We start from the raw sequence: 21,969 nt of genomic DNA on the forward strand, positions 1-21,969 counted from the left end.
GGGCGAGGGATCCCCCGCCTCAGGCCTCGGCGGGGTCGCCCACGAGCGCGGCGATCTCACGGCCCGTGAAGCAGGTGCGCGTGCCCGTGTGGCACGCCGCTCCGAGCTGCACGACCCGCACGAGCAGCGTGTCGCCGTCGCAGTCCATCGCGACAGAGCGCACGTACTGCCGGTGGCCGGAGGTGTCGCCCTTGCGCCAGTACTCGCCGCGGGATCGCGACCAGAAGGTCACGCGGCCGGTCGTGAGGGTGCGGCGCACGGCCTCGCGATCCATCCACGCGAGCATGAGCACGTCGCCCGATTCGTCGTCCTGGATGATCGCGGGCAGCAGCCCGTCTGCGTTGAACAGGAGCGCGGTGGGCACCGGGTCGGTGTCGTTCATGATCCCTCTCCCATGCCGGGGGTGCGCCGCACCGTGCAGCCCGCATCGGCGAGGGCGCGCTTCACCTGCCCGATCGTGAACTTGCCGTAGTGGAAGACCGACGCGGCCAGTACCGCGTCTGCACCGGCCTCGACGGCGGGCGCGAAGTGATCGAGCTCGCCGGCTCCGCCTGACGCGATGACGGGCACGTGGGAGAGCTCGCGCACGGCGCGGGTGAGCTCGAGGTCGAAGCCGTCCTGCGTGCCGTCGGCGTCCATCGAGTTGACGAGCAGCTCGCCCGCGCCGCGCTCGACGGCCTCCCTGCACCACTCGAGCGCGTCGAGGTCGGTCTCGCGCTTGCCGCCGTGCGTCGTGACGACGAAGCCGCTGGGCATGCGGTCGCTGCGCTTCACGTCGAGCGAGAGCACGAGCACCTGCGCACCGAAGCGGTCGGCGATCTCGCCGATCACCTCGGGCCTCGCGATGGCGCCGCTGTTGATGCCCACCTTGTCGGCCCCGACCGCGAGCAGCCGCGCGACGTCGTCGACCTCGCGCACTCCGCCGCCGACCGTGAGCGGGATGAACACCTGCTCGGCGGTGCGCTGCACCACATCGTAGGTGGTCGAGCGGTCGTCGACCGTGGCGGTGACGTCGAGGAAGGTGAGCTCGTCCGCACCCTGGTCCGCGTACTTCGCCGCGAGCTCGACGGGATCGCCCGCATCGCGCAGGTTCAGGAAGTTCACGCCCTTGACGACGCGTCCGCCTGCGACGTCGAGGCACGGGATCACACGGGTTGCGACGGTCATCTCGTGCTCCCTACAGTCGGGCGGCGTGGATCGCCGTCACGAGGATCGCCCGCGCACCCAGGTCGTAGAGGCGGTCCATGATCTGGTTCGCCTCGTCGGCGCGGACCATGACCCGCACCGCGACCCACGCCTCGTCCTTCAGCGGCGACACGGTCGGCGACTCGATGCCCCCGGCGACGCGCGTGGCCTCGTCGAGCTGGTCGGCGGGCAGGTCGTAGTCCATGATCACGTACTTGCGGGCGACGAGCACGCCCCGCAGCCGGCGCAGCAGCCGGTCCACATCGGGGTGGTCGCTCGGGCCGCCGATGAGCAGCGCCGTCGACTCGAGGATGACGGGGCCGAAGATCTCGAGGCCGGCGGCCTTGAGGGTGGCACCGGTCGAGACGACGTCGGCGACCGCATCGGCGACGCCGAGCTGCACCGCCGACTCCACGGCGCCGTCGAGCTTCACGAGCGTCGACTCGACTCCGCGCGCGCGCAGGAAGTCGTCGACCAGCTTGGGGTAGCTGGTGGCGACGCGCTTGCCCGCGAGGTGCGCGATATCGCCGATGTCGCTGCCGACGGGCGCCGCGAAGCGGAACGTCGAGTCGGCGAAGTCGAGCGGTTCGATCTCGCGGGCGGCCGAGCCCGAGTCGAGCAGCAGGTCGCGGCCGGTGATGCCGACGTCGAGGGCGCCGGATCCGACGTAGGTGGCGATGTCGCGGGGTCGCAGGTAGAAGAACTCGACGCCGTTGCGGGAGTCGGTGTGCACCAGCTTGCGGCTGTCGCGGCGGCCGGAGTACCCGGCCTCTGCGAGCATCTCTGCGGCGACTTCCGAAAGGGATCCCTTGTTGGGAACTGCGATGCGCAGCATGTGCGGTTCTTCCTTCATTAGAGGTATCGGTACACGTCTTCGAGTTTCAGGCCCTTGGCCAGCATGAGCACCTGGAGGTGGTAGAGCAGCTGGCTGATCTCCTCGGAGCAGGCCTCATCGCTCTCGTGCTCGGCCGCCATCCAGACCTCGGCGGCCTCCTCGACGATCTTCTTCCCGATGGAGTGCACCCCGGCGTCGAGACGGGCGACGGTGTCGCTGCCCTCGGGGCGGGTCTCGGCCTTCTGGCTGAGCTCGGCGAAGAGATCATCGAAAGTTTTCACCGGACCAGCCTACCGTGTCGCCCGTGCGGGCAGAGCGCGGTTCGACACCGGGCGGGCGGCGGGGCCGCTCCGCTCAGTGCGCGTGGTGCGCGGCGGCGGCGCGCAGCTGCGCGATGCGGTCCTCGGGAACTCCCCCGTAGACCGCCGAGCCCGCGACGAAGGTGTCGGCTCCGGCCTCGGCCGCGATCCCGATCGTATCGACGGAGATGCCGCCGTCGACCTGCAGCCACACGTCGAGCCCCAGCGCGGCCTTGGCCTCGGCGAAGCGACGCAGCTTCGGCATCATGTCGGCCATGAACGACTGACCGCCGAAGCCGGGCTCGACGGTCATGACGAGCACCTGGTCGAACTCCGGCAGCAGTTCGAGATAGGGATCCGGGTCGGTACCGGGCTTCAGCGCGATGCCCGCCCTGGCGCCGATCTCGCGCAGTCGGCGTGCGAGCGCGACGGGATCGGCCGCCGCCTCCGCGTGGAAGGTGACGGAGTACGCGCCCAGCTCGGCGTAGCCGGGGGCCCAGCGATCGGCGTCCTCGATCATGAGGTGCACGTCGAGAGGGATCGGCGATACGGCCTGGATGCGCTCCACGATGGGTGGCCCCATCGTCAGATTGGGTACGAAGTGGTTGTCCATGACGTCGACGTGCACGAGGTCGGCCGAGGCGATGGCCTCGAGTTCGGACTGCAGGTTGACGAAGTCGGCGGACAGGATGCTCGGGTTGATGCGCTGCGCGGTCACGGCTAACAGCTTAGAGGTCGCGCGGGTAGGCGTGCCGTAGCACGGATGCGTTCGGCGTGTGCGCCGGCGCGCGCGACCTCCTAGGCTGGAGGCCATGAGCGATGCGAGCGGGGGCGAGGCCGGAGCGGATCGGGTCGACTCCGCCGCGGGAGCCGGTTCGGCGGAGCCCGAACTGCACGCGAGCCCGCCCGCCGGACTCGCGCCGTCGCCCGGGCTCGCACCGTCGCCCGGCATCCTCCCTCCCAAGATCACCCCGCCGCCGGGGCTCGTGCGGTCTCCGTTCGAGGGGACGGTCCTCGGCGGAGCAGCTGCGGCGGTTCCGCCGTTCGGAACGGCGCAGGCGCAGCCGCCACAGCAACAGCAGGCGCAGGTTCAGTCGCAAGCGCAGGCAGAGTCGCAGGCGCAGGCGCAGCTGCAGGCACTGGCCCAGCAGCAACACCAGCAGCCGCAGGTGCAACAGCAGAAGCCGACGCGGAGGCCGACACCGACACCGACATCGGCACCGGATCCCTCCCCGCCGCCTGTCCCGCCCGACACGGTGCGCTCCCCCGCTCCGCCCCGCGCCGCTCGCCCGCGCGGCGCGGGCAAGGCGGGGAGCGGCCTCTCCCGGGGTGCGATCATCGGCGTCGTCGCCGGCATCGGCTCGGTCGGCCTGCTCCTGTTCGCGCTCATCGCGGGGTTCTCGTCGACGAACGCACCCGCCCCGACCGCCGAGCCCGAGGCGTCGGAGAGTTCCGCCGACACCGTCGAGCGCTTCCTGACGGCGCTCTCCGAGGGCGACGCCGGCACTGCCGCCCGCCTCACGGGCAGCACGGAGGACGACCCCGTGCTCGGCGACGAGGTGCTCGCCCGCTCGCTCGAGCTCGCGCCGATCACCGACATCGAGGTCGAGCGCACCGGAGACGATGCCTCGTACAGCCACACCGTCCGGGCGAGCTTCCGCATCGGCGAGCAGCGGGTGAGCCGCAGCTTCTCGGTGTGGCCGACCTCCGACGGCTGGGAGCTCGACGACGCGCTCATCGCCCTCCCCCTGTTCTCGCTCGAGGGCCTCGGCATCGAGATCAACGGGGTGGAGTCCGAGGTCACCTATCCCATGGTCTTCCCCGGTGCCTACGAGATCGGCGTACGGAACGACGCCTTCGAGGTGTCCTCCGAGGGCGAGCCGCTCGCCCCGGTCACCGTCGCCTCGCAGGACGATCTCGAACCGCTCTACTCGGTCGACGCGCAGCTCACCGAGGAGGCTACCGAGACCTTCAGGGACCTCGTGCGATCCTCCCTCGAGGAGTGCCTCGCGTCGACCTCGCTGAGCACGCCCTGCGGCTTCGACGTGTCCGAGCCGCTCGACGACGGGGCGATCCCCGTCGAGGGGACCGCCCATCGCGCGCTCGCCGCCGAGGGCGAGCGCGCTCTCGGCGAGCTCGCCCCCGAACCCGATACCGCGCAGCCCGGCCGGGTGACCACCTACGACTACATCTACGTGCACACGAGCATCGAGGCGGTGCGCGACGGCGAGACGATCAGTGGCACGCTCTACTCGAGCGGCGAGATGCTGCAGCCCTACGTCGACTTCTCGCGGGACTCCCCCGTCGTCACCTGGGAGTGACCGGCGCCCAGGGGCGGCGTGGGATCGGCCTCGCCCCTCGTCGAGGGATCCGCTGTCCCGGAAGGCGAGGGATCCGCGTCGCCCCGCGAGGGCGGCGCGCCGGGAGCGGGGTAGCGCTTCGGCCTCGCGGGCGCGAGCTCGGGCTCGGGCCCGAACTGCCCGGTGACGAGCAGCACGAGCACGATGATCGCGAGCACGATCCAGCCGGGAACGCCGAGCGGGTTCACGAGCGCCATGTCCGGCGGCGCGTCGGTGGCGGCGGCGAACATGCCGATCATGCCGGCCGAGGCGTTGAGGGAGCCGTGCCCGAGCACCGCGGGCCAGACCGAGCCGGTGCGCAGGCGGAGCCAGCCGAAGAAGACGCCCCAGAGCACGCAGCCGACCGTCATGAGCGCGACGCCGCTCCAGTCCGTGCGGTTGAAGTTGTAGCCGAGCAGGATCACCGGCGAGTGCCAGAGCCCCCAGACGGCTCCAGTGAGCAGCAGCGCAGGCCACACGCCGAGCGGACGGAGCATCGGCAGCAGCCAGCCGCGCCACCCGAGCTCCTCCCCGAGCGCGGGGAACAGGTTGAGAAACCCTCCGACCATCACGACGGCGAGCTGGATGCCGATGAGCGCGCCGACGGGCGGCAACGAGGACGCTGCGATCTCCGCGGTCTCGGGCCCGAGGCTCTCGAGCTGGGCGTCGATCGTCTGCCGGTAGCCTGAGAAGTGCGCGAGATCGAGCTGCACCCAGCCGAACAGCGCGGAGACGCCGATGCAGGCGGCCACGATCAGCACGGGCGCGAAGTTCATCGCCACGGCGAACGACACGACGCGCTTCGTCGGCCGCAGCGGCCACATGCCGAGGAAGCGCATGCGCTCGCCGCGCGGAGCTTTCATGAGGAAGACGACGACCAGCACGGCGAGCGTCGGCGTGAACATCATCGCGCCGGCGAGCGGCGCGAACAGGCTCATGAATGCCGATGCTTCGGAGCCGACGAGCCAGAGCGGCAGCGCGACGAGCCAGGCGAGCGCGCAGGCGAGGCCGACGAAGACGGCGACCGCCCGCCACGGTACGCGTTCCGGCCGATCCGGCCTCGCCGTCTCCGCAGCTGTCCGGTCAGTGCTCATGCTCCCCCTTCGATCCGCGCTCGCGAGGCTTCGCTGTGCGTGGTCTCTGCGAGCCCGCTGCGCTATCTATAGTAGTAGCCATGAGCGACACGCCCGATTCCCCCGATACCCACACCGGAAGCGGCGACGCTCCAGAGGCACCAGGCAGAGTGGAGGGCGGCGCGACGGAAGGCGGCGCCCCGCAGAGCCCCGCTCCCCAACCGCAGCAGCCGTCGACCGCGCGCTACGCACCCCCTCAGCTACCCTCTGAGCCCGTGCAGCCCCAGTACGCGCCGCAGCCCGGATCCGCGCAGCCGCAGTACGCGCCGCAGCAGGAGCAGCACCCGCAGTACGCGCAGCAGCCGGGCTCGCCGGTCTACACCGCTCCCTACCAGACGGGCCGGCAGGCCGGAGAGCCGCGCCCGCCCAAGAAGGGCCTGTCCACGGGAGCGATCATCGGCATCGTCGCCGGCGCCGCTGCACTGCTCCTGCTGTTCGTCGGCGGCCTGGTGTGGCTCCTCATCCCGTCTGCGCCGGGCGGCTCGGGCGGAGGCGACGCCGCACGCTCGCCCGAGCAGACGGTGGAGCAGTACCTGCAGGCGCTCTCCGATGCCGACGCGGAGGCCGCGACGGCCCTGCTCGCCAGCCCGAGAGACAGCCCGCTCCTCACGCAGGAGATGCTCGAGGCCTCGCAGGAGCTCGCGCCCATCACCGACATCGAGGTCGACCCCGAGTCGGTCGTGGAGGACGAGTACGGCGACCTGAGCGTCTCGGCGAGCTTCAAGGTGGGCGATGAAGCGGTCACGCGGGACTTCTCGCTCTACGAGAGTTCGGACGGCTGGACGCTGCTCGACGGCACGACCAGCATGTCGCTCGCGTCGTTCTCGGGCCTGGACCCCACGGTCAACGGCGCAGAGGTGAGCGAGGACTACGCTGACGTGTTCATCGGCGGGTACGAGATCGGGCTCGGCAGCGACTACTTCGAACTCCCGGACGGGGGCATGGTCGTGCTCGCGACGTTCGATGACGCGAGCAACATTCACGAGCTGAAGCCCGCGCTCACGGAGGCCGCGACGCAGAAGTACCGCGAGCTCGTGCGGGCCTCGCTGAACGAGTGCCTGGCGATGAAGACGCTCGCGACGCCGTGCACGAGGGATCTGTCGGGCACGTTCTCCGATGGCGCCGTACCCGTGGAGGGCACCGCGACCCGCACGCTCACCGCCGAAGGCGATGCCGCGCTCTCGGCGCTGAAGCCGGAGCCGAGCATGACGCAACCGCAGGTCGTGAGCAGCCACGACACCATCGTCATCTCGACGACGCTCGAGGCAGACAAGGACGGCATGCGGGGCACCGGCGAGGTGCTCTTGGGCGGCGGCGTGCTGTCGCCCAGCGTCGACTTCGGCAAGGAGACGCCCAGCGTCACCTGGGACTAGGACTTCGGGGCCCCGCGGCGGTTCCGCGGGCCCCGACCTCAGCGACGCTCGAACAGCGCGATGAACATCGCGTCGGTGCCGTGACGGTGGGGCCAGAGCTGTGCGCTCGGCGCGTCGCCGGCGAAACCGGGATCCCGGCCGACGATGTCGCGAAGGGCCGACCGCGCGTCGAGCTCGCCGAGCTCCGGGTGCCGCCGCAGCAGGCGGTCGACCGTCACCCGGGTCTCGGCGAGGTGCGGCGAGCAGGTGACGTAGGCGAGCACGCCGTCGACCGCAAGGTGCGCGACGGCGGCGTCGAGCAGCTCCTCCTGCAGGGCCGTGAGCGCGGGCAGGTCCGAGGGCTGCTTGCGCCAGCGCGCCTCCGGCCGGCGCCGCAGCGCCCCGAGCCCCGAGCACGGCGCGTCGACGAGGATGCGGTCGAAGCGCACCCGCTCGGATCCCTCATCGCCGAATGCGCCGGGATCCCTGCCGTCGTGGCACACCACCTCCACCGCGCCCGAGACCGGGGCGACGGAGCCGCGCACGAGCTCCGCGCGGTGCTCCGACACCTCGTTGGCCCTGAGATACGCGCCGCCGCGCAACGCCTCGGCGCCGAGCAGCGCCGACTTGCCGCCCGGTCCGGCGCAGAGGTCGAGCCAGCGCTCGTCCGCGTGCACGGGCCTGCAGCGACTGAGCGCGAGCGCGGCGAGCTGCGATCCCTGATCCTGCACGCGCACGAAGCCCTCCGCGGCGCCCGCGGCCGCGATCGCGCGCCCCGGATCTCCGCCCGCGAGCTCCACGCCGACCGGGGAGAGACCGGAGCTCCGGGCCTCGAATCCGGCCTCCCGCAGCGCCTCGGCGACCTCCGACGGGCTCGCGTCGCCTCCCGGCAGCACCGCCAGACTGACCCGCGGAGACGCATTGTCTGCGACGAGCAGCTGCTCCAGCTCGTTCTCGCGCCCCTCGGCGATCAGTGCCGCCCGCAGCGCGCGGAGCACCCAGGCGGGGTGCGAGGTGCGCGCGGCGAGCGCGGCGTCGGCGTTCGCCGCCGACTGCTCGATCCACTCGTCCCACTCCTCGTTCGAGGAACGCCCCACGGCGCGCAGCACCCCGTTGACGAAACCCGCCGCCTTCTCGTTGCCGACCCGGCGCTGCAGCTCCACGCTCTCGTTCACCGCCGCATGCGACGCCGTGCGCATGCCGAGCAGCTGGTGCGCGCCGAGACGCAGCACATTGCGGGTTCGCGGGTCGATGTCGTCGATCCCCCGCCCGGCCGCGAGCTCGATGATGCGATCGTAGCGACCGCGACCGCGCAGGGATCCCGCCGCGAGCTCCGTCGCCAGAGCCGCATCGCGAGCGTCGAGGCGCGCCTCTCGAATACGGGCGGGCAGTGCCAGGTTCGCGTAGGCGTCGCGGTCCTCGACGTCGCGCAGCACGTCGTACGCGACGAGTCGCGCGGACGAGATGCGGGCGCGCGGCGCGCGATCCCTCGTCCGCGGCTCGCGGCCGGGACGGAACGAGCCTGAGCCTTCCCGCGCCCGGCCTCCCTGCCCACCGCGGCCCCGACCGCCGCCCTGGTCACCACGGCCCCGACCGCCGCGCCCGTCCCCGGCCTCGCGCGCGCTCACGAGAGCACCGCCTCTCCGCCGCGGCCGCGCAACCATGCCGCACCGTCCATCGCCGGCTTGCCCGCGGGCTGCACGCGCACGAGTTCGAGCGCCCCGTCGGAGAGGGCCAGCACCGCCCGACCCGCGACCAGGGTCGCCGTGCCCGGGGATCCCTCGCCCGCCGGCTCGTCGGATCGTCGCATCTCGTGGATCTTGAGCGGCTGCCCCTCGAAGCGGGCGAAGGCACCGGGCTCGGGCGTCATGCCGGCCCACTTGGCGAGCACCTCGGCCGTCGACCCGCCGAGATCGAGCCTGCCGTCCTCGCGCGCGAGCTTGCGCGCGTATCCAGCCTCGCCGCGCTGGGGCTCTCCCGCTGAGGGATCCCTCGCGAGCATCGCGACCGCCTCGACGAGCGCATCGGTGCCGTAGCTCGCGAGCTCGCTCAGCGCCTCCCCGGCCGTCGTGCCCTCGGGGAAGCGCTTCGCATCGCGGGTCAGCACGTCGCCCGCGTCGAGCGCCTCCACCAGACGGAAGACCGTCACGCCGAGCCGCTGCTCCCCCGCCTCGAGGGCGCGCTGCACGGGAGCCGCACCGCGCCAGGCGGGCAGCTCCGAGAAGTGCAGGTTGATCCAGCCGTGCAGCGGCAGCGACAGCAGGGGCTCGCGCACGAGACCGCCGTAGGCGACGATCGCGCCGAGTTCGGCGTCCAGGCCCCGCACCCACTCGGTCGCGACGTCGTCGAGCCGGTTGGCCTTGAGCACCGAAAGGCCGCGTTCCTCCGCGGCGCGCGCGACGGGCGACGGCGTGAGCACCCGCTTGCGTCCCACCGGCGCGTCCTCGCGCGTGATGACGCCGACGATGTCGTGCCCCGCGTCCGCGAGGGCGTGGAGGCTGGGCACGGCGAACTCGGGGGTACCGGCGAAGACGATGCGCATGGGGTCCATTCTCGCAGGGATCGTGCACCGCGCCGGGCCGCGCTCCGCCCCTCTGCTTCTGCACGATGCTTCCCGCCCGCGCACCGGCCGCTCCCGCGTCGGCTGACGGGATCCCTCGCCGACTGCTACACTCGCCGCATGCGTATCGCGAATCAGTGGTGGACCGCCTGACGGCGGTTCCACTGACGCGCGCGCATGCAGCACACGACACCGCCCCTCGCCGGCGGTGTTTTTTCGTCTTCGAGTGGCGCAATGAAGCAAAGGAACCACGCACATGAACGACACCCAGACCTCCGTCTACCGCGCTGACGAGAACGGCTACTTCGGCGAGTTCGGAGGCGCGATCCTGCCTCCCTTCCTCGCCGGCCCGATGGCCGAGGTCGCCGCGGCCTACGAGGCGGCCAGGCAGGACCCCGCCTTCGAGGAGGAGCTGCAGTCGCTGCTCTCGAAGTACGTGGGCCGGCCCTCGCTGCTCTACTTCGCCGAGAACCTCACCCGTGAGCTCGGCGGCGCGAAGGTCTACCTGAAGCGCGAGGATCTCAACCACACCGGCGCCCACAAGATCAACCACACGCTCGGCGAGGCGCTGCTCGCCAAGCGCATGGGCAAGAAGAAGGTCATCGCCGAGACCGGAGCCGGCCAGCACGGCGTCGCCCTCGCGACAGCCGCTGCCCTCGTCGGCCTCGACTGCGAGATCCACATGGGCGCGATCGACGTGGAGAAGCAGCACCCGAACGTGGTGCGCATGGAACTGCTCGGCGCGAAGGTCGTGCCGGTCGAGCGCGGCGGGCGCTCGCTGAAGGAGGCCGTCGACTCGGCGTTCGAGGTCTACGCGGCGGCGCCCGACGAGTACCTCTTCGCGATCGGCTCGGTGGTCGGCCCGCACCCGTTCCCCACGATGGTGCGCGACTTCCAGTCGGTCGTGGGCCGCGAGGCGCGTGCGCAGATCCTCGAGGCCGAGGGGCGCCTGCCCGACGCGCTCGTCGCCTGCGTCGGCGGCGGCTCGAACGCCATGGGCCTCTTCGATGCCTTCCTGCCCGACGACTCCGTCCGGATCATCGGCGTCGAGCCCGCGGGCGAGGGCCTCGGCACCGAGCGGCACGCGGCGACGATGACGCTCGGCAGGGTCGGCGACCTGCACGGTATGCACACCAAGGTGCTGTTCGACGAGAGCGGGGAGCCCGCGCCCGTGCACTCGATCGGCTCGGGGATCGACTACCCCGGCGTGGGACCGCAGCACGCCCATCTCGAGCAGATCGGCCGCGCCGAGTACGTGTCGGTCACCGACGACGAGGCGCTCGACGCCTTCCAGCTGCTCACCCGGACGGAGGGCATCATTCCCGCGCTCGAGTCGTCGCACGCGATCGCGCACGTCGTGAAGCTCGCACCGACGCTCTCGCCCGAGTCGATCGTCATCGCCAACCTCTCGGGGCGCGGCGACAAGGACGTCGACTTCGTGGCGGAGCGGCTGCGGAGGGCATAGGTCCTCGCCGGGGTGGCGGGGCCGTACGGCGGATCCCTCACGGATCCCCCGCACGGCCGATCGCTCGCCCGCCCGCACCCTAGAATGATCCGGTGACTCTTCCCGTCTGGCTCTCGCTGCTCGCGGCCTGCGTGGTCATCAGCTTCACGCCGGGCGCGGGCGCGATCAACACCATGTCGAACGCGCTCAGCCAGGGGTGGCGGCGCTCCTTCTGGGGCATCCTCGGGCAGCAGACCGCCCTCATCGTGCACGTGGTGATCGTCGCGGCCGGAGTCGGGCTCGTCGTCTCGCGCTCCCCCGTGCTGTTCTCGATCGTGCGCTACGCCGGTGCGGCCTACCTGGTCTACCTCGGGGTGCGGCTCGTCCTCGCCCGCGGCGGCGAGGACGACTCGGCCGATTCCCCCGAGCTGGCGCAGGAGAGCGCATGGTCGATGCTGCGTCGCGGCTTCTGGGTGAACCTGCTGAACCCGAAGGCGATCGTCTTCTTCCTGGCGTTCATGCCGCAGTTCATCCGGCTCGATCAGCCGCAGCTGCCGCAGTACCTCGTGTTCATCTCGACGATGATCGCCGTCGATATCGCGGTGATGTGGTTCTTCTTCGCGGTGGCCGCGCGCCCGTTCCGGCGCGCCACGCGCACGCCGCGGGGCAAGCGCACGCTGAACTCGGTGTTCGGCGCGCTGTTCATCGCGGTGGCGGCGCTGCTCGCCTTCGCGCACTGACGCCGCGCGGCGGAGGCGGCCGCACCGATCGATCGGTGCAGTCGCCTCCGCCGCTCTGTTCCGCCGCGGCAGCGCCGCGCGGAACCGCTACGCGTTCGAGTTCTCGAGCTGCGCCTGCGGGGCGTCAGCCTCGATCGTGCCCTCCGCGACACCGCCCGTGGTCACGGCGACCTTGCGCGGCTTGGCCCGCTCGCTCACGGGGATCATGACGCTGAGCACGCCGTTCTCGTAATTCGCGGAGATGCGGTCGGTGTCGATGCCCTGGCCGAGGCTGAGCTGGCGCAGGAAGCTGCCCGAGGTGCGCTCACGGGTGATCCACTTCACGTTCTCGGCGTTCGGCAGCGTGCGCTCGGCGCGGATGGTCAGCAGCTGGCCGTCGACATCGACGTCGACCGAGCCCGGGTCGATGCCGGGAAGGTCGGCCGAGAGGATGTAGTGATCGCCGTCGCGGTACAGATCCATCGGCATCTGGCGCGGGCCGCGCAACGGTGCCTCGAACAGCGCGTCGGCGAGGCGTTCGACATCGCGCATCGGGAAGTAGTTGGCCATCGTTCTCACCTTTCGTCTGATCGCGAATACTGAGGAGGAAAAGCTGAGTCGCTTCGACTCAACCTGCCCATAGATTAGCACTCTCGACCAGAGAGTGCCAATGCGCGAAAAGTCCTGTTCGCCGAGGGCAAACACCCGGTGAGAGCGACAATCCCTCACCCGTCGAAGACGCCGCGGTCGTCGAAGCGGAGTCGTAGCGCCTCGGGGCGCGCGCGGCCCGGCTGCCGCCCGCGGGACCGGGCCGAGGATCCGGCGGCATCGGCCACGAGCGCGCCGCGCAGCCTGCGGGCGACCTCGTCGCCGCGCGCATAGTCGAAGCGCACGATCGCGCGGACCAGCCCCCGCGGCGTGTTCGCGGGACCTCCGGGAGGGATCGGCGTCGGTCCGAGCCGGTCCACGCCGCTGAGCCCGTCGAGCTGCGCGAGCGCCCGCTCGACCTCGGCGGGCCCGCCGCTCACGCTCGCGACCCGCACGGCTGGCGGGTATCGCAGCGCCTGGCGATCCCTCAGCTCTCCCCGCAGCCACTGCTCCGTCTGCCCCAGCACGAAGGCCTGCACCACCGGGCCGCCCCCCGAGGCCATCAGGCAGCGCCCGTCGGGGGCCGCGAGGGCGGCGGCGTTCTCCCACCACCGCAGGCAGTCCTCGCCGGCGCGCAGGCTCTCGAGTCCGAGCAGTCGCTCGGCGTCGAGCAGCACGACCGCGCGGTAACCGCCTGCCGCGAGCGGCTCGGCTCCCCGCGTCGCGACGACGAGGGCCGGGCGGGCGTCGATGCGCTCGCGCGGGTGCTCGCCGTCGCTGAGGATGACGCGAGCCCCCTCGAACTGGCGCTCGAACTGCTCGACCGTGCGAGCCGAGCCCATACCGCGCTCCTCCATGCGGCGACCGTCGCAGGTGGGGCAGCGCCAGTCGGCGGCGTACTCGCCGCACCAGCGGCAGGAGGCGCGGCCGACGACCCTGAAGCCGATGGGGCCCGCGCAGGCCGCGCATCGCGCGAGGTCGCCGCACTCGACGCACACCGCGACGGGGGCGTAGCCGGGCGTCGCCACCTGCACGAGCACGGGGCCGCTGCGCAGACCCTCGCGGATCGTGCGCGCGGCGTATTCGGGCACCCGCCCCGCGAAGGCGTCGGGGGTCATGGAGGAGTCGGCGTGGATCACCCGCGTGCGCCTGGGCGGATTGAGCTGCGATCGCACGTAGCCGATCTCGACGAGCCGCTGCACCTCGGCACTGCGCGCGTGCGAGGCGAAGAGCAGGCCCGGCCGGGGGGCCCCCTCGTCTCCTTCGTCGACCAGCGGGGCCTCGCCGCGCAGCGACGCGCGCACGAGCGCCGCGTCCCGCGCGTGCACGTACGGCGCGAGGGGCTCCGCGAGCAGCGGGTCGCCGTCGTCCCAGACGATGATCGCGCCGAGCCGGTGCGCCGGCGCATACACCGCCGAGCGGTTGCCGAGGATGATGCGCGGCTCGGCGTCGAGGGCGCGCAGGAAACCGGCGTAGCGCTCCGCGTTCGACTGCCGGGAGTCGACGCGGATGGTCTCCTCGTGACCGAGCGCCGCGAGCGCGTCGCGCAGCTGGTCGAGGTCGCGGTAGTCGGGAACCACGAGGATCGCACTGCGTCCCAGTTCGAAGACGGCGAGGGCGATCTTCGCGAGCTGCGCGGCCCAACCGCCGACCCACTCCCCCGTCTCGAGCCGCTCCGGTCCGTGAGACGCGAGATGAGCGAGCCGCGCGCCCGTCACGAGCTCGGCCGCGATCGCCGCCTCGGGGGTGCCGGCCGGCGCCTCCAGCCCCCCGGTTCCGGGCAGACCGGTCGCATCGCCCTCGGAAACGTCACCCGCGGATCCCTCGCCCTCGGATCCCTCGCCCGCGGAGCCGCCGCCCTCGGATCCCTCGCCCGCGGAGCCGCCGCCCTCGGGCCCGGCACCGGCGGGCCGAACGGCCTCGGCATCGGCTGCCGAGGCGGCCAGGTGCTGCTTCTCGACGCGCACCTGGCGGGTCGGGATCGCGAGCCGCAGGATGTCGCCCGCCGAGCCGCCCGCCCGATCCGACACGGCGCGCGCGAGCCGCCAGATCTCGGGCGTCAGCATGGGCACCGTGCCGACCGTGTCGGCGATCGGGGCGAGGGATCCCGAGAACTCGCTGCGCTCGGCGAACTCGACGATGTAGCCAAAGTTCTTGCGATCCTTCGAGCGGAAGGGCACGCGCACGCGCTGGCCGACCCGCAGCACCTCGGCGAGCTCGTCCGGAACGGCGTAGTCGAAGAGGTGGTCGAGCTGCGGCAGGGCCGAGTCGAGCAGCACGCGCGCGACGGGTCGGCCGTTCGGGGCCTCCGCCCGCTCGAAGGCGCTCGCCGGGCTCACCGCTGACCCGCTACAGGCCCGCAGCGGCCTGCAGCTCGGCGACGCGGGGCGTCGCCTCCCAGGTGAAGTCGGGCAGCTCGCGGCCGAAGTGTCCGTAGGCGCTGGTCTGCGCGTAGATCGGGCGCAGCAGATCGAGATCACGAATGATCGCGAGCGGGCGCAGGTCGAACACCTCGCGCACGGCGGCCTCGATGCGCTCACGGGGAACGCTCTCGGTGCCGAAGGTCTCGACGTAGAGGCCCACGGGGGCGGCGACGCCGATCGCGTATGCGACCTGCAGCTCCGCGCGCTTCGCCAGGCCCGCGCGCACCACGTGCTTCGCGACCCAGCGCATGGCGTAGGCGGCGGAACGGTCGACCTTCGACGGATCCTTGCCACTGAACGCGCCGCCGCCGTGGCGGCTCGCGCCGCCGTAGGTGTCGATGATGATCTTGCGGCCGGTGAGGCCCGCGTCGCCCATCGGGCCGCCGACGACGAAGGGGCCGGCCGGGTTGATGAAGAGCTCGGCGCCGTCGCTCGCGAGCTCGACGCGGTCGAGCACGGGGCGGATCACCTCGCGCGTGACGGCCTCGCGCAGCGCGGTCTGCGAGATGTCGGCGCTGTGCTGCGTCGACAGCACGACGGCCTCGACGGTCGCGGCGCGATCCCCGTCGTAGCCGATGGTCACCTGCGTCTTGCCGTCGGGGCGCAGCTCGGGCAGGCGCCCGCTCTTGCGCACCTCGGTCAGGCGCTCGGCGAGCCGGTGGGCGATCCAGCTCGGCAGCGGGTGCAGCTCGGGCGTCTCGTCGGTCGCGAAGCCGAACATGATGCCCTGGTCGCCCGCACCCTGACGGTTGAGCTCGTCGACATCGCCGCCCTCGCGCACTTCGAACGAGCGGTCCACGCCGCCCGCGATGTCGGGCGACTGCTGGCCGATCGACACCGAGACGCCGCAGGAGGAGGCGTCGAAGCCCATGTCGGAGCTCGTGTAGCCGATCGCACGGAGCGCGCCGCGCACGATCTGCGGGATCTCGACGTAGCCCGAGGTCGAGACCTCGCCCGCGACGTGCACGAGGCCGGTGGTCACGAGGGTCTCGACGGCGACGCGCGCTCCCGGATCCTGCTCGAGCATGGCGTCGAGGATAGAGTCGGAGATCCGGTCGCAGATCTTGTCGGGGTGACCCTCGGTGACGGACTCGGAGGTGAACTGGCGCAGCGGCACGATACTCCCTGGGTGGATGGCGATGGTTGGTCCCGGAAACGCCGATGGCGCCGGACCCGTTTCAGGGTATCCGACGCCACCGACAAGATGACGGAGTGCGACTACTCGCCGCGCCTCGTCATGACGATCTTGCCCTCGACGATCTCATGCAGCGCGATCGACAGCGGCTTGTCGTCCACCGACGAGTCGACGAGCGGGCCGACGTTGTCGAAGAGGTTGCCGTCGTGCAGATCGGTGTAGTAGTCGTTGATCTGACGGGCCCGCTGCGACGCGAAGGTCACGAGGGCGTACTTCGAATCCACCTTCTCGAGCAGGTCGTCGATGGGCGGGTCGATGATGCCGTTCACATTGGCCATGGAAACTCTCCTCCGGTTGACCTCAATATTCTAGCCGAGACCGGCCGGGATAGCGATCCGACCGGAAGCCTGCCGCACCAGAACGTGCCCCCGCTCCGAGGTCAGCCGCGTCCAGGTGAGGGATCCGGCCATCCGCAACGGCTCCTCACCGAGAAAACCGAGCGCCTCCGCCGCGAACGCCGCCGCCGCAGGAACGCCCGGCGCGATCTCCGCGCCCCAGACCTCGCTCCGCACCCGGTGCACGACCGCCTCTCCCGGCTGCTCGGGCAGCGCCGCCGCGACCCTCGCGATGCCCTCCGCCGCGACCGCGCCCAGCGATTCCGCCGAGATCGTGCCGAGCGGCCGCCAGCCCTCGACCGGGGGCAGCACTCCGGACCAGGCCGCCATGGCGGGCACGTCCGGCAGTTCCAGCTCGCGACCGGCGAAGCCGAGCCGAGCGAGCCTGTCGAGCAGCGCCCGGGTCTGCACGGTCGCGTCGATCGGCTCACGCGTCTCGTCGGCGAGGGCGAACGCGCGCATCACGAGCACCACGGGCAAGCCATCCGTGATCCCTCGCGGAGCCTGCGTGCATCCGTACACCGCGAGCGCGCTCCCCCGCGTGACGAGGCGCACCTCGGGCCGGCCCGAGCGCTCGAGCCGCTGCAGCATGGTGCGCAGGTCGTCGCGGGTCGCGGCGTCGGCGAGGATCAGGGTGGCTGGCATCGCCCAACAGCCTAGCGTCACGGGCCGCCTACTTCCGGCCATGCGGTCACCTCTCCCGATAGGCTGAACGGAGAGGCGGCACGCACGGCCGCGGACCAGTGGAGGAGGAACCATGACGACCGCTCCGGACCTCATCGAGATGCTCTCGGTCATCGACTCGGGCGCCCGCACGACCGACGACATCCTCACCGGCCCCGCGATGCCGACGCCTCACGGCCGCGCCTTCGGCGGTCAGGTGCTCGGCCAAGCGCTCGCCGCCGCAGCGACCACCCTGCCGGCTGGCCGCGAGATCCACTCGATGCACGGCTACTTCCTGCGGCCGGGTGACAGCGAGGAGCGGATGACCTTCGAGGTGTCGCGCCTGCACGACGGACGATCCTTCTCCACCCGCCGCGCTCAGGCCTTCCAGAACGGCGAGGCGCTCATGTCGCTGATCGCCTCCTACCAGGACGCCGACACCGGGGTCGAGCATCAGGAGGCGAGGGATCTCTCGAACCTCCCCGACCCCGAGAGCCTGCCCAGCGTCTGGGAGAAGTACGGTCATCTCGCCGCCGGCGGCCGGGCGTCGTGGGTGCTGAACCGGCCCTTCGATTTCCGCTACGTCGAATCCGACATCATCCTGTCGGTCGCCGAACGCACGAACCGGCAGCTCGTGTGGATGCGCTCGCGCGACACCCTGCCCGACGAGCACGCGCTGCACACGGCGGCGCTCGCCTTCGCGAGCGACTACCTGCTGCTCGAGCCCGTGCTGCGCGCGCACGGCGTGCCGTGGGCGACGCCGGGGTTCCGGGGTGCGAGCCTCGATCACGCCATGTGGTTCCACCGCCCCTTCCGCATCGACGACTGGCTGCTCTACGAGCTCGAGTCGCCGACCGCGCAGGGCGCGCGCGGCCTCGCGCAGGGGCGCTTCTACGACCGATCGGGATCCCTGGTCGCGAGCGTCGCGCAGGAGAGCATGATCCACGTCCCCGACCCCGGCGCTTCGGCCTGAGTCGGACCGGTTCTCGCGGAATCCGTCCGAATCCGTCACGTTTCGCCCGCGAACGGCAGGTACAGGGTGACCCGCGATCGGAGGACCCCATGTCAATCCCGGACGACGAACTCGATCGACGCCTCGCGGCGCTCGCCGACCCGACACCCCTGATCGACCCGGCCGCCGCCCGCGCCCTCGTGCGCGAGGCCGCGGCGCCCTCCCGCCGGCGCGGCCGGAAGCGAGCCTGGATGATCGCAGGCGCGCTCGCCCTCACCGGCGCGCTCGCGGTGCCGACCACGGCCGTCGCGATCCGGCTCTTCGAGGCCCAGACGGGGCGCGTAGGCGCGCCGGGCATGACCGAGGAGCTCGCGGGCGATGAGTGGATCGATCTCGGCGCCGAAGATCTCGACGGCGACATCGCGAGCGCCGCGCCGCGCGAGCTGCCCGTGCCGGAGTCGATCGACTGGGAGAGCACGATCGTCGCCGTCGCGGGCCAGTTCGAACGCAGCTTCGGCGGAGAGAACGCCGAGATGCAGCGCATCGGCATCGTGTCCGTCTACGAGCGGGAGATCTGGCTCGCCTGGCTGCGCGAGTGGATCGAGGCGGACCGGGTCGGGGACGACGCGCGCCGCGATACGGCTCTCGCCGTGCTCGCGGAGGCGCCCGACTGGCCGACCTTCGTCGCGACCGACGGCGGAGGCATCCGCTTCGTCATGTGGAGCTATATCGCGCGCATCGCCTCCGACGATCCCGCGGTGCGCCGCGACGCTGCACAGGCACTGCTGCAGCAGGAGGTCGTCGACCCGCTCGTATGGCTCGAGGAGAACCCGATCGACGCGATGACCGGCGAGCGCATCGACGTCGATGAGGTGATCGCGGGGCTGAGCCCCACGCAAGCGGCGCTGCGGGAACTCTGGGACGGCAGGGATCGCACCGCCGTCAACGACGAGATCCACGCGGGAATCGCGGAGATCTCCGACGAGACCGATACGACTCCGGGGTCGCAGTGGTGGAGGGATCACGAGCGAGCGCTGCGCGAGATCGCCGCGGCGGCCGGGCACCCCGACCCGCTCCCGAGCGCGCGTCTCGATCCGGCCGCGGGAGGCGAGGGATGAGCACCGAGACGACGTTCACCGCCACCGCGCTCGCCGGCACGGCGCCCACCGCACGCGAGCGCCTGCTCGCCGGGCTCCTGCCGGAGCTCACCGGCTACTTCCTGCGGCGCCTCGGCGACGCCGACGACGCCGCGGATGCCGCAGCCGACACGCTCGTCGTGCTGCTCGGCAAGGCATCCCGGCTCCCGGAGGCCACGGAGGAGCTGCGCAGGTACGCCTACGGCGTCGCCCGCAAGGTGCTGCTGCGGGCGCGGCGCGGCAGGGTGCGCCGCACCGAGCTGTCGGAGCGACTGCGCGGCGAGATGAGGCTCGTCGAGCCGCCCTCGCACGATCCGCACCCGGAACTCAGCGCCGCGCTCTCGCGCCTGCCCGACCGCGACCGCGAGCTGCTGCTGCTCGTCGCGTGGGAGGGGCTCGGCGTGGCGGAGGCAGGCGCGGTGCTCGGCTTGTCGTCGGGAGCAGCGAGGAAGCGCTACTCGCGCCTGCGGCAGCGCCTGCGCTCCGAACTCTCCTGAGAGCGGGGAGAGGGATTCCGGCGTCCGCCCCGGGATCCCTCGCCCCGATCCCTCGCCGGAGGATGCCTCAGCCGCGGCGCAGCTGCAGCGGCTCGTCCATCCACGGCTCGACCGACGCGCGCCCCTCGGGAGACAACCGTGACGGCCGCAGGGTCTGGCCGTCGACGGTCACCACCGTCGTGATCGCGCGCGCGACCACCGTGCGCTCTGCCGCCGAACCGTCGATGATCTCGTAGTGCACCTCGAGGCTCGAGCCCCCGAGCTTGCCGATCCACAGCTCGATGGTGATCGGCCGCTCCGAGTACTCGAGCACCCTGAGGAACTCGATCTGCTGCCCCGCGACGAGCATCTTCTGGCCGCCGGGCGCATCCTCCCTGAAGTGCCGCTCCATGCCGGTGCGCTCGCGCCCCGACCCCAGCCAGAAGGTGCGCACGCGCGCCTCCTCGAGGAAGCGCGCGTAGGCCACGTTGTTGACGTGGCCGTATGCGTCCTGGTCGCCCCAGCGGAGCTCGAGGTCGATGTGGGTGCGGGCCATGATGCTCCAATCGGCCCTGCGGGGCTGTGTGTTTCCAACCGGCCTGGGGGCAGGCCGGGAACTAATAGCGCAAAGCTGCGCTTTGCCTGTAGCGAATTAGTTCCGCGTGAGCTTGCGGTAGGTGACGCGCGACGGTTTCGCCGCCTCAGGGCCGAGGCGCTCGATCTTGTTCGCCTCGTAGGCCTCGAAGTTGCCCTCGAACCAGTGCCACTGCGCCGGGTTCTCCTCGGTGCCCTCGTAGGCGAGGATGTGCGTCGCGATGCGGTCGAGGAACCACCGGTCGTGCGTGATGACCACGGCGCAGCCCGGGAACTCGAGCAGCGCGTTCTCGAGGGACTGCAGGGTCTCGACGTCGAGGTCGTTGGTCGGCTCGTCGAGCAGCAGCAGGTTGCCGCCCTGCTTCAGGGTGAGCGCGAGGTTGAGACGGTTCCGCTCACCGCCCGAGAGCACGCCGGCCTTCTTCTGCTGATCGGGCCCCTTGAAGCCGAACTTCGACACGTAGGCGCGCGAGGGGATCTCGGTCTTGCCGACGGTGATGATGTCGAGCCCGTCGCTCACGACCTCCCAGAGGTTCTTCTCGGGGTCGATGTTGGCGCGGTTCTGGTCGACGTAGCTGATCTGCACCGTCTCGCCGATGCGGAGATCGCCGCCGTCGAGCGGCTCGAGGCCGACGATCGTCTTGAACAGCGTGGTCTTGCCGACGCCGTTCGGACCGATCACGCCGACGATGCCGTTCGGCGGCAGCGAGAAGGACAGGCCCTCGATGAGCTTGCGGTCGCCGAAGCCCTTCTCGAGGTTCTTGGCCTCGATGACCACGTTGCCGAGGCGCGGGCCGGCGGGGATCTGGATCTCCTCGAAGTCGAGCTTCCTCGTGCGCTCCGCCTCCGCGGCCATCTCCTCGTAGCGGGCGAGACGCGCCTTCGACTTGGCCTGGCGGCCCTTCGCGTTCGAGCGCACCCACTCGAGCTCCTCCTTGAGGCGCTTCTGCAGTTTCTGGTCCTTCTTGCCCTGGACCTCGAGTCGCTCGGCCTTCTGCTCCAGGTAGGTCGAGTAGTTGCCCTCGTAGCCGATGAGGCGGCCGCGGTCGACCTCGGCGATCCACTCGGCCACGTTGTCGAGGAAGTACCGGTCGTGCGTGATCGCGATCACGGCGCCCGGGTACTTCTGCAGATGCTGCTCGAGCCACAGCACGCTCTCGGCGTCGAGGTGGTTGGTGGGCTCGTCGAGCAGGAGGAGATCGGGCTTCTGCAGCAGCAGCTTGGCCAGGGCCACGCGGCGCTTCTCGCCGCCCGACAGATGCGAGATCTGCGCGTCTCCCGGCGGGGTGCGCAAGGCGTCCATCGCCTGCTCGAGCTGGTTGTCGAGGTCCCAGCCGTCGGCCGCGTCGATGTCCTCCTGCAGCGTGCCCATCTCGGCGAGCAGCGCGTCGAAATCGGCGTCGGGCTCCGCCATGAGCGCGGAGATCTCGTTGAAGCGGTCGACCTTCGCCTTGACCGCGAGGCCCTCCTCGATGTTCTCGAGCACCGTCTTCGATTCGTCGAGCTCGGGCTCCTGCATGAGGATGCCGACGGTGTAGCCGGGCGCGAGCGCGGCCTCGCCGTTCGAGGGCGTGTCGAGACCCGCCATGATCTTCAAGATGGTCGACTTGCCCGCACCGTTCGGGCCCACCATGCCGATCTTCGCACCCGGCAGGAACGCCATGGTCACATCGTCGAGAATGAGCTTTTCGCCGACCGCCTTGCGGGCGCGGACCATCTGGTAAATGTACTCAGCCATGGT

22 protein-coding genes are annotated in these 21,969 nt (G+C 71.4%); 7 read left to right on the forward strand and 15 right to left on the reverse strand.

Going from position 1 to position 21,969, the window contains the following annotated elements; translation table 11 throughout:
- Window positions 1-19 precede the first annotated feature (19 nt).
- The 5 genes from hisI to rpe form a co-directional block, all read right to left on the reverse strand.
- On the reverse strand, window positions 20-382 hold the full coding sequence (gene hisI, locus J4H91_RS07655) for a phosphoribosyl-AMP cyclohydrolase (protein WP_208045672.1): 363 nt from the start codon (window positions 380-382) through the stop codon (window positions 20-22).
- Window positions 379-1,167: an imidazole glycerol phosphate synthase subunit HisF gene (gene hisF / locus J4H91_RS07660; RefSeq protein ID WP_208045673.1), complete on the reverse strand. Its 789-nt coding sequence runs from the start codon at window positions 1,165-1,167 to the stop codon at window positions 379-381. The genes hisI and hisF overlap by 4 nt, the downstream gene beginning before the upstream one ends.
- Window positions 1,168-1,177: 10 nt before the next feature.
- Window positions 1,178-2,020, reverse strand: a complete 843-nt coding sequence (hisG, locus tag J4H91_RS07665; RefSeq protein ID WP_208045674.1) for an ATP phosphoribosyltransferase — start codon at window positions 2,018-2,020, stop codon at window positions 1,178-1,180.
- Between the two features lie 17 nt (window positions 2,021-2,037).
- Window positions 2,038-2,301 (reverse strand): phosphoribosyl-ATP diphosphatase, encoded by a 264-nt coding sequence (locus J4H91_RS07670; protein WP_208045675.1) that lies wholly within the window; start codon window positions 2,299-2,301, stop codon window positions 2,038-2,040.
- A gap of 73 nt (window positions 2,302-2,374) precedes the next feature.
- On the reverse strand, window positions 2,375-3,037 hold the full coding sequence (gene rpe, locus J4H91_RS07675) for a ribulose-phosphate 3-epimerase (protein ID WP_341783474.1): 663 nt from the start codon (window positions 3,035-3,037) through the stop codon (window positions 2,375-2,377).
- Between the two features lie 94 nt (window positions 3,038-3,131).
- Here rpe and J4H91_RS07680 point away from each other — a divergent pair, with 94 nt between their 5' ends.
- The gene (locus J4H91_RS07680) at window positions 3,132-4,640 is read left to right on the forward strand and encodes a hypothetical protein (RefSeq protein ID WP_208045677.1); all 1,509 of its coding nucleotides are present in this window, start codon (window positions 3,132-3,134) and stop codon (window positions 4,638-4,640) included.
- Here J4H91_RS07680 and J4H91_RS07685 read toward each other — a convergent pair.
- Window positions 4,595-5,752: a type II CAAX endopeptidase family protein gene (locus J4H91_RS07685; protein ID WP_208045678.1), complete on the reverse strand. Its 1,158-nt coding sequence runs from the start codon at window positions 5,750-5,752 to the stop codon at window positions 4,595-4,597. The genes J4H91_RS07680 and J4H91_RS07685 overlap by 46 nt on opposite strands.
- 80 nt (window positions 5,753-5,832) lie before the next feature.
- Here J4H91_RS07685 and J4H91_RS07690 point away from each other — a divergent pair, with 80 nt between their 5' ends.
- Entirely contained in the window at window positions 5,833-7,164 is a 1,332-nt protein-coding gene (locus J4H91_RS07690; RefSeq protein ID WP_208045679.1) for a hypothetical protein, read from the forward strand.
- 38 nt (window positions 7,165-7,202) lie between these two features.
- On the opposite strand, the gene J4H91_RS07695 is transcribed toward J4H91_RS07690, so the two are convergent.
- Together J4H91_RS07695 and J4H91_RS07700 are read right to left on the reverse strand one after the other, a co-directional pair.
- Window positions 7,203-8,771: an RsmB/NOP family class I SAM-dependent RNA methyltransferase gene (locus J4H91_RS07695; RefSeq protein ID WP_341783475.1), complete on the reverse strand. Its 1,569-nt coding sequence runs from the start codon at window positions 8,769-8,771 to the stop codon at window positions 7,203-7,205.
- Window positions 8,768-9,685, reverse strand: coding sequence for a methionyl-tRNA formyltransferase (locus J4H91_RS07700; RefSeq protein WP_208045681.1), 918 nt, complete (start codon window positions 9,683-9,685; stop codon window positions 8,768-8,770). The genes J4H91_RS07695 and J4H91_RS07700 overlap by 4 nt, the downstream gene beginning before the upstream one ends.
- 274 nt (window positions 9,686-9,959) lie before the next feature.
- Here J4H91_RS07700 and trpB point away from each other — a divergent pair, with 274 nt between their 5' ends.
- Both trpB and J4H91_RS07710 read left to right on the forward strand, forming a co-directional pair.
- On the forward strand, window positions 9,960-11,168 hold the full coding sequence (gene trpB / locus J4H91_RS07705; protein WP_208045682.1) for a tryptophan synthase subunit beta: 1,209 nt from the start codon (window positions 9,960-9,962) through the stop codon (window positions 11,166-11,168).
- Window positions 11,169-11,260: 92 nt separating this feature from the next.
- A complete protein-coding gene (locus J4H91_RS07710; protein ID WP_208045683.1) occupies window positions 11,261-11,887 on the forward strand; it encodes a LysE family transporter in 627 nt (208 codons plus the stop codon).
- Between the two features lie 87 nt (window positions 11,888-11,974).
- Here J4H91_RS07710 and J4H91_RS07715 read toward each other — a convergent pair whose 3' ends face one another.
- The 5 genes from J4H91_RS07715 to J4H91_RS07735 form a co-directional block, all read right to left on the reverse strand.
- Complete coding sequence (locus J4H91_RS07715; RefSeq protein WP_208045684.1) at window positions 11,975-12,436, reverse strand: Hsp20/alpha crystallin family protein; 462 nt, start codon at window positions 12,434-12,436, stop codon at window positions 11,975-11,977.
- Window positions 12,437-12,591: 155 nt separating this feature from the next.
- Window positions 12,592-14,793, reverse strand: a complete 2,202-nt coding sequence (locus tag J4H91_RS07720) for a primosomal protein N' family DNA-binding protein (RefSeq protein ID WP_341783476.1) — start codon at window positions 14,791-14,793, stop codon at window positions 12,592-12,594.
- Window positions 14,794-14,803: 10 nt separating this feature from the next.
- Window positions 14,804-15,997: a methionine adenosyltransferase gene (gene metK / locus J4H91_RS07725; RefSeq protein WP_208045746.1), complete on the reverse strand. Its 1,194-nt coding sequence runs from the start codon at window positions 15,995-15,997 to the stop codon at window positions 14,804-14,806.
- 98 nt (window positions 15,998-16,095) lie between these two features.
- On the reverse strand, window positions 16,096-16,350 hold the full coding sequence (gene rpoZ / locus J4H91_RS07730) for a DNA-directed RNA polymerase subunit omega (protein ID WP_208045685.1): 255 nt from the start codon (window positions 16,348-16,350) through the stop codon (window positions 16,096-16,098).
- A gap of 30 nt (window positions 16,351-16,380) precedes the next feature.
- Window positions 16,381-17,052 (reverse strand): DUF8185 domain-containing protein, encoded by a 672-nt coding sequence (locus tag J4H91_RS07735; protein WP_208045686.1) that lies wholly within the window; start codon window positions 17,050-17,052, stop codon window positions 16,381-16,383.
- Between the two features lie 112 nt (window positions 17,053-17,164).
- Between J4H91_RS07735 and J4H91_RS07740 the strand changes: the two genes are divergently transcribed.
- The 3 genes from J4H91_RS07740 (at window position 17,165) to J4H91_RS07750 (ending at window position 19,655) form a co-directional block, all read left to right on the forward strand.
- Window positions 17,165-18,043: an acyl-CoA thioesterase gene (locus tag J4H91_RS07740; RefSeq protein ID WP_208045687.1), complete on the forward strand. Its 879-nt coding sequence runs from the start codon at window positions 17,165-17,167 to the stop codon at window positions 18,041-18,043.
- 89 nt (window positions 18,044-18,132) lie between these two features.
- Window positions 18,133-19,140, forward strand: a complete 1,008-nt coding sequence (locus tag J4H91_RS07745) for a hypothetical protein (RefSeq protein ID WP_208045688.1) — start codon at window positions 18,133-18,135, stop codon at window positions 19,138-19,140.
- The gene (locus J4H91_RS07750) at window positions 19,137-19,655 is read left to right on the forward strand and encodes an RNA polymerase sigma factor (RefSeq protein WP_208045689.1); all 519 of its coding nucleotides are present in this window, start codon (window positions 19,137-19,139) and stop codon (window positions 19,653-19,655) included. Before J4H91_RS07745 ends, J4H91_RS07750 begins: the two co-directional genes overlap by 4 nt.
- A 67-nt stretch (window positions 19,656-19,722) precedes the next feature.
- On the opposite strand, the gene J4H91_RS07755 is transcribed toward J4H91_RS07750, so the two are convergent.
- Window positions 19,723-20,190 carry an acyl-CoA thioesterase gene (locus J4H91_RS07755; protein WP_208045690.1) on the reverse strand — a complete coding sequence of 156 codons (468 nt, stop codon included), beginning with the start codon at window positions 20,188-20,190 and terminating at the stop codon, window positions 19,723-19,725.
- Window positions 20,191-20,286: 96 nt separating this feature from the next.
- Window positions 20,287-21,966 (reverse strand): energy-dependent translational throttle protein EttA, encoded by a 1,680-nt coding sequence (gene ettA / locus J4H91_RS07760; RefSeq protein ID WP_208045691.1) that lies wholly within the window; start codon window positions 21,964-21,966, stop codon window positions 20,287-20,289.
- Window positions 21,967-21,969 lie beyond the last annotated feature (3 nt).

It is taken from the genome of Leucobacter ruminantium (genome assembly GCF_017565705.1).
Lineage (GTDB): Bacteria > Actinomycetota > Actinomycetes > Actinomycetales > Microbacteriaceae > Leucobacter > Leucobacter ruminantium.

Excerpts from the sequence above, each read along its gene's own strand:
- hisI (WP_208045672.1), bottom strand. The coding sequence starts at position 382 with ATGAACGACACCGACCCGGTGCCCACCGCGCTCCTGTTCAACGCAGAC.
- hisF (WP_208045673.1), bottom strand. The coding sequence starts at position 1,167 with ATGACCGTCGCAACCCGTGTGATCCCGTGCCTCGACGTCGCAGGCGGA.
- hisG (WP_208045674.1), bottom strand. The coding sequence starts at position 2,020 with ATGCTGCGCATCGCAGTTCCCAACAAGGGATCCCTTTCGGAAGTCGCC.
- J4H91_RS07680 (WP_208045677.1), top strand. The coding sequence starts at position 3,132 with ATGAGCGATGCGAGCGGGGGCGAGGCCGGAGCGGATCGGGTCGACTCC.
- J4H91_RS07685 (WP_208045678.1), bottom strand. The coding sequence starts at position 5,752 with ATGAGCACTGACCGGACAGCTGCGGAGACGGCGAGGCCGGATCGGCCG.
- J4H91_RS07690 (WP_208045679.1), top strand. The coding sequence starts at position 5,833 with ATGAGCGACACGCCCGATTCCCCCGATACCCACACCGGAAGCGGCGAC.
- J4H91_RS07700 (WP_208045681.1), bottom strand. The coding sequence starts at position 9,685 with ATGCGCATCGTCTTCGCCGGTACCCCCGAGTTCGCCGTGCCCAGCCTC.
- trpB (WP_208045682.1), top strand. The coding sequence starts at position 9,960 with ATGAACGACACCCAGACCTCCGTCTACCGCGCTGACGAGAACGGCTAC.
- J4H91_RS07715 (WP_208045684.1), bottom strand. The coding sequence starts at position 12,436 with ATGGCCAACTACTTCCCGATGCGCGATGTCGAACGCCTCGCCGACGCG.
- rpoZ (WP_208045685.1), bottom strand. The coding sequence starts at position 16,350 with ATGGCCAATGTGAACGGCATCATCGACCCGCCCATCGACGACCTGCTC.
- J4H91_RS07735 (WP_208045686.1), bottom strand. The coding sequence starts at position 17,052 with ATGCCAGCCACCCTGATCCTCGCCGACGCCGCGACCCGCGACGACCTG.
- J4H91_RS07740 (WP_208045687.1), top strand. The coding sequence starts at position 17,165 with ATGACGACCGCTCCGGACCTCATCGAGATGCTCTCGGTCATCGACTCG.
- J4H91_RS07745 (WP_208045688.1), top strand. The coding sequence starts at position 18,133 with ATGTCAATCCCGGACGACGAACTCGATCGACGCCTCGCGGCGCTCGCC.
- J4H91_RS07750 (WP_208045689.1), top strand. The coding sequence starts at position 19,137 with ATGAGCACCGAGACGACGTTCACCGCCACCGCGCTCGCCGGCACGGCG.
- J4H91_RS07755 (WP_208045690.1), bottom strand. The coding sequence starts at position 20,190 with ATGGCCCGCACCCACATCGACCTCGAGCTCCGCTGGGGCGACCAGGAC.
- ettA (WP_208045691.1), bottom strand. The coding sequence starts at position 21,966 with ATGGCTGAGTACATTTACCAGATGGTCCGCGCCCGCAAGGCGGTCGGC.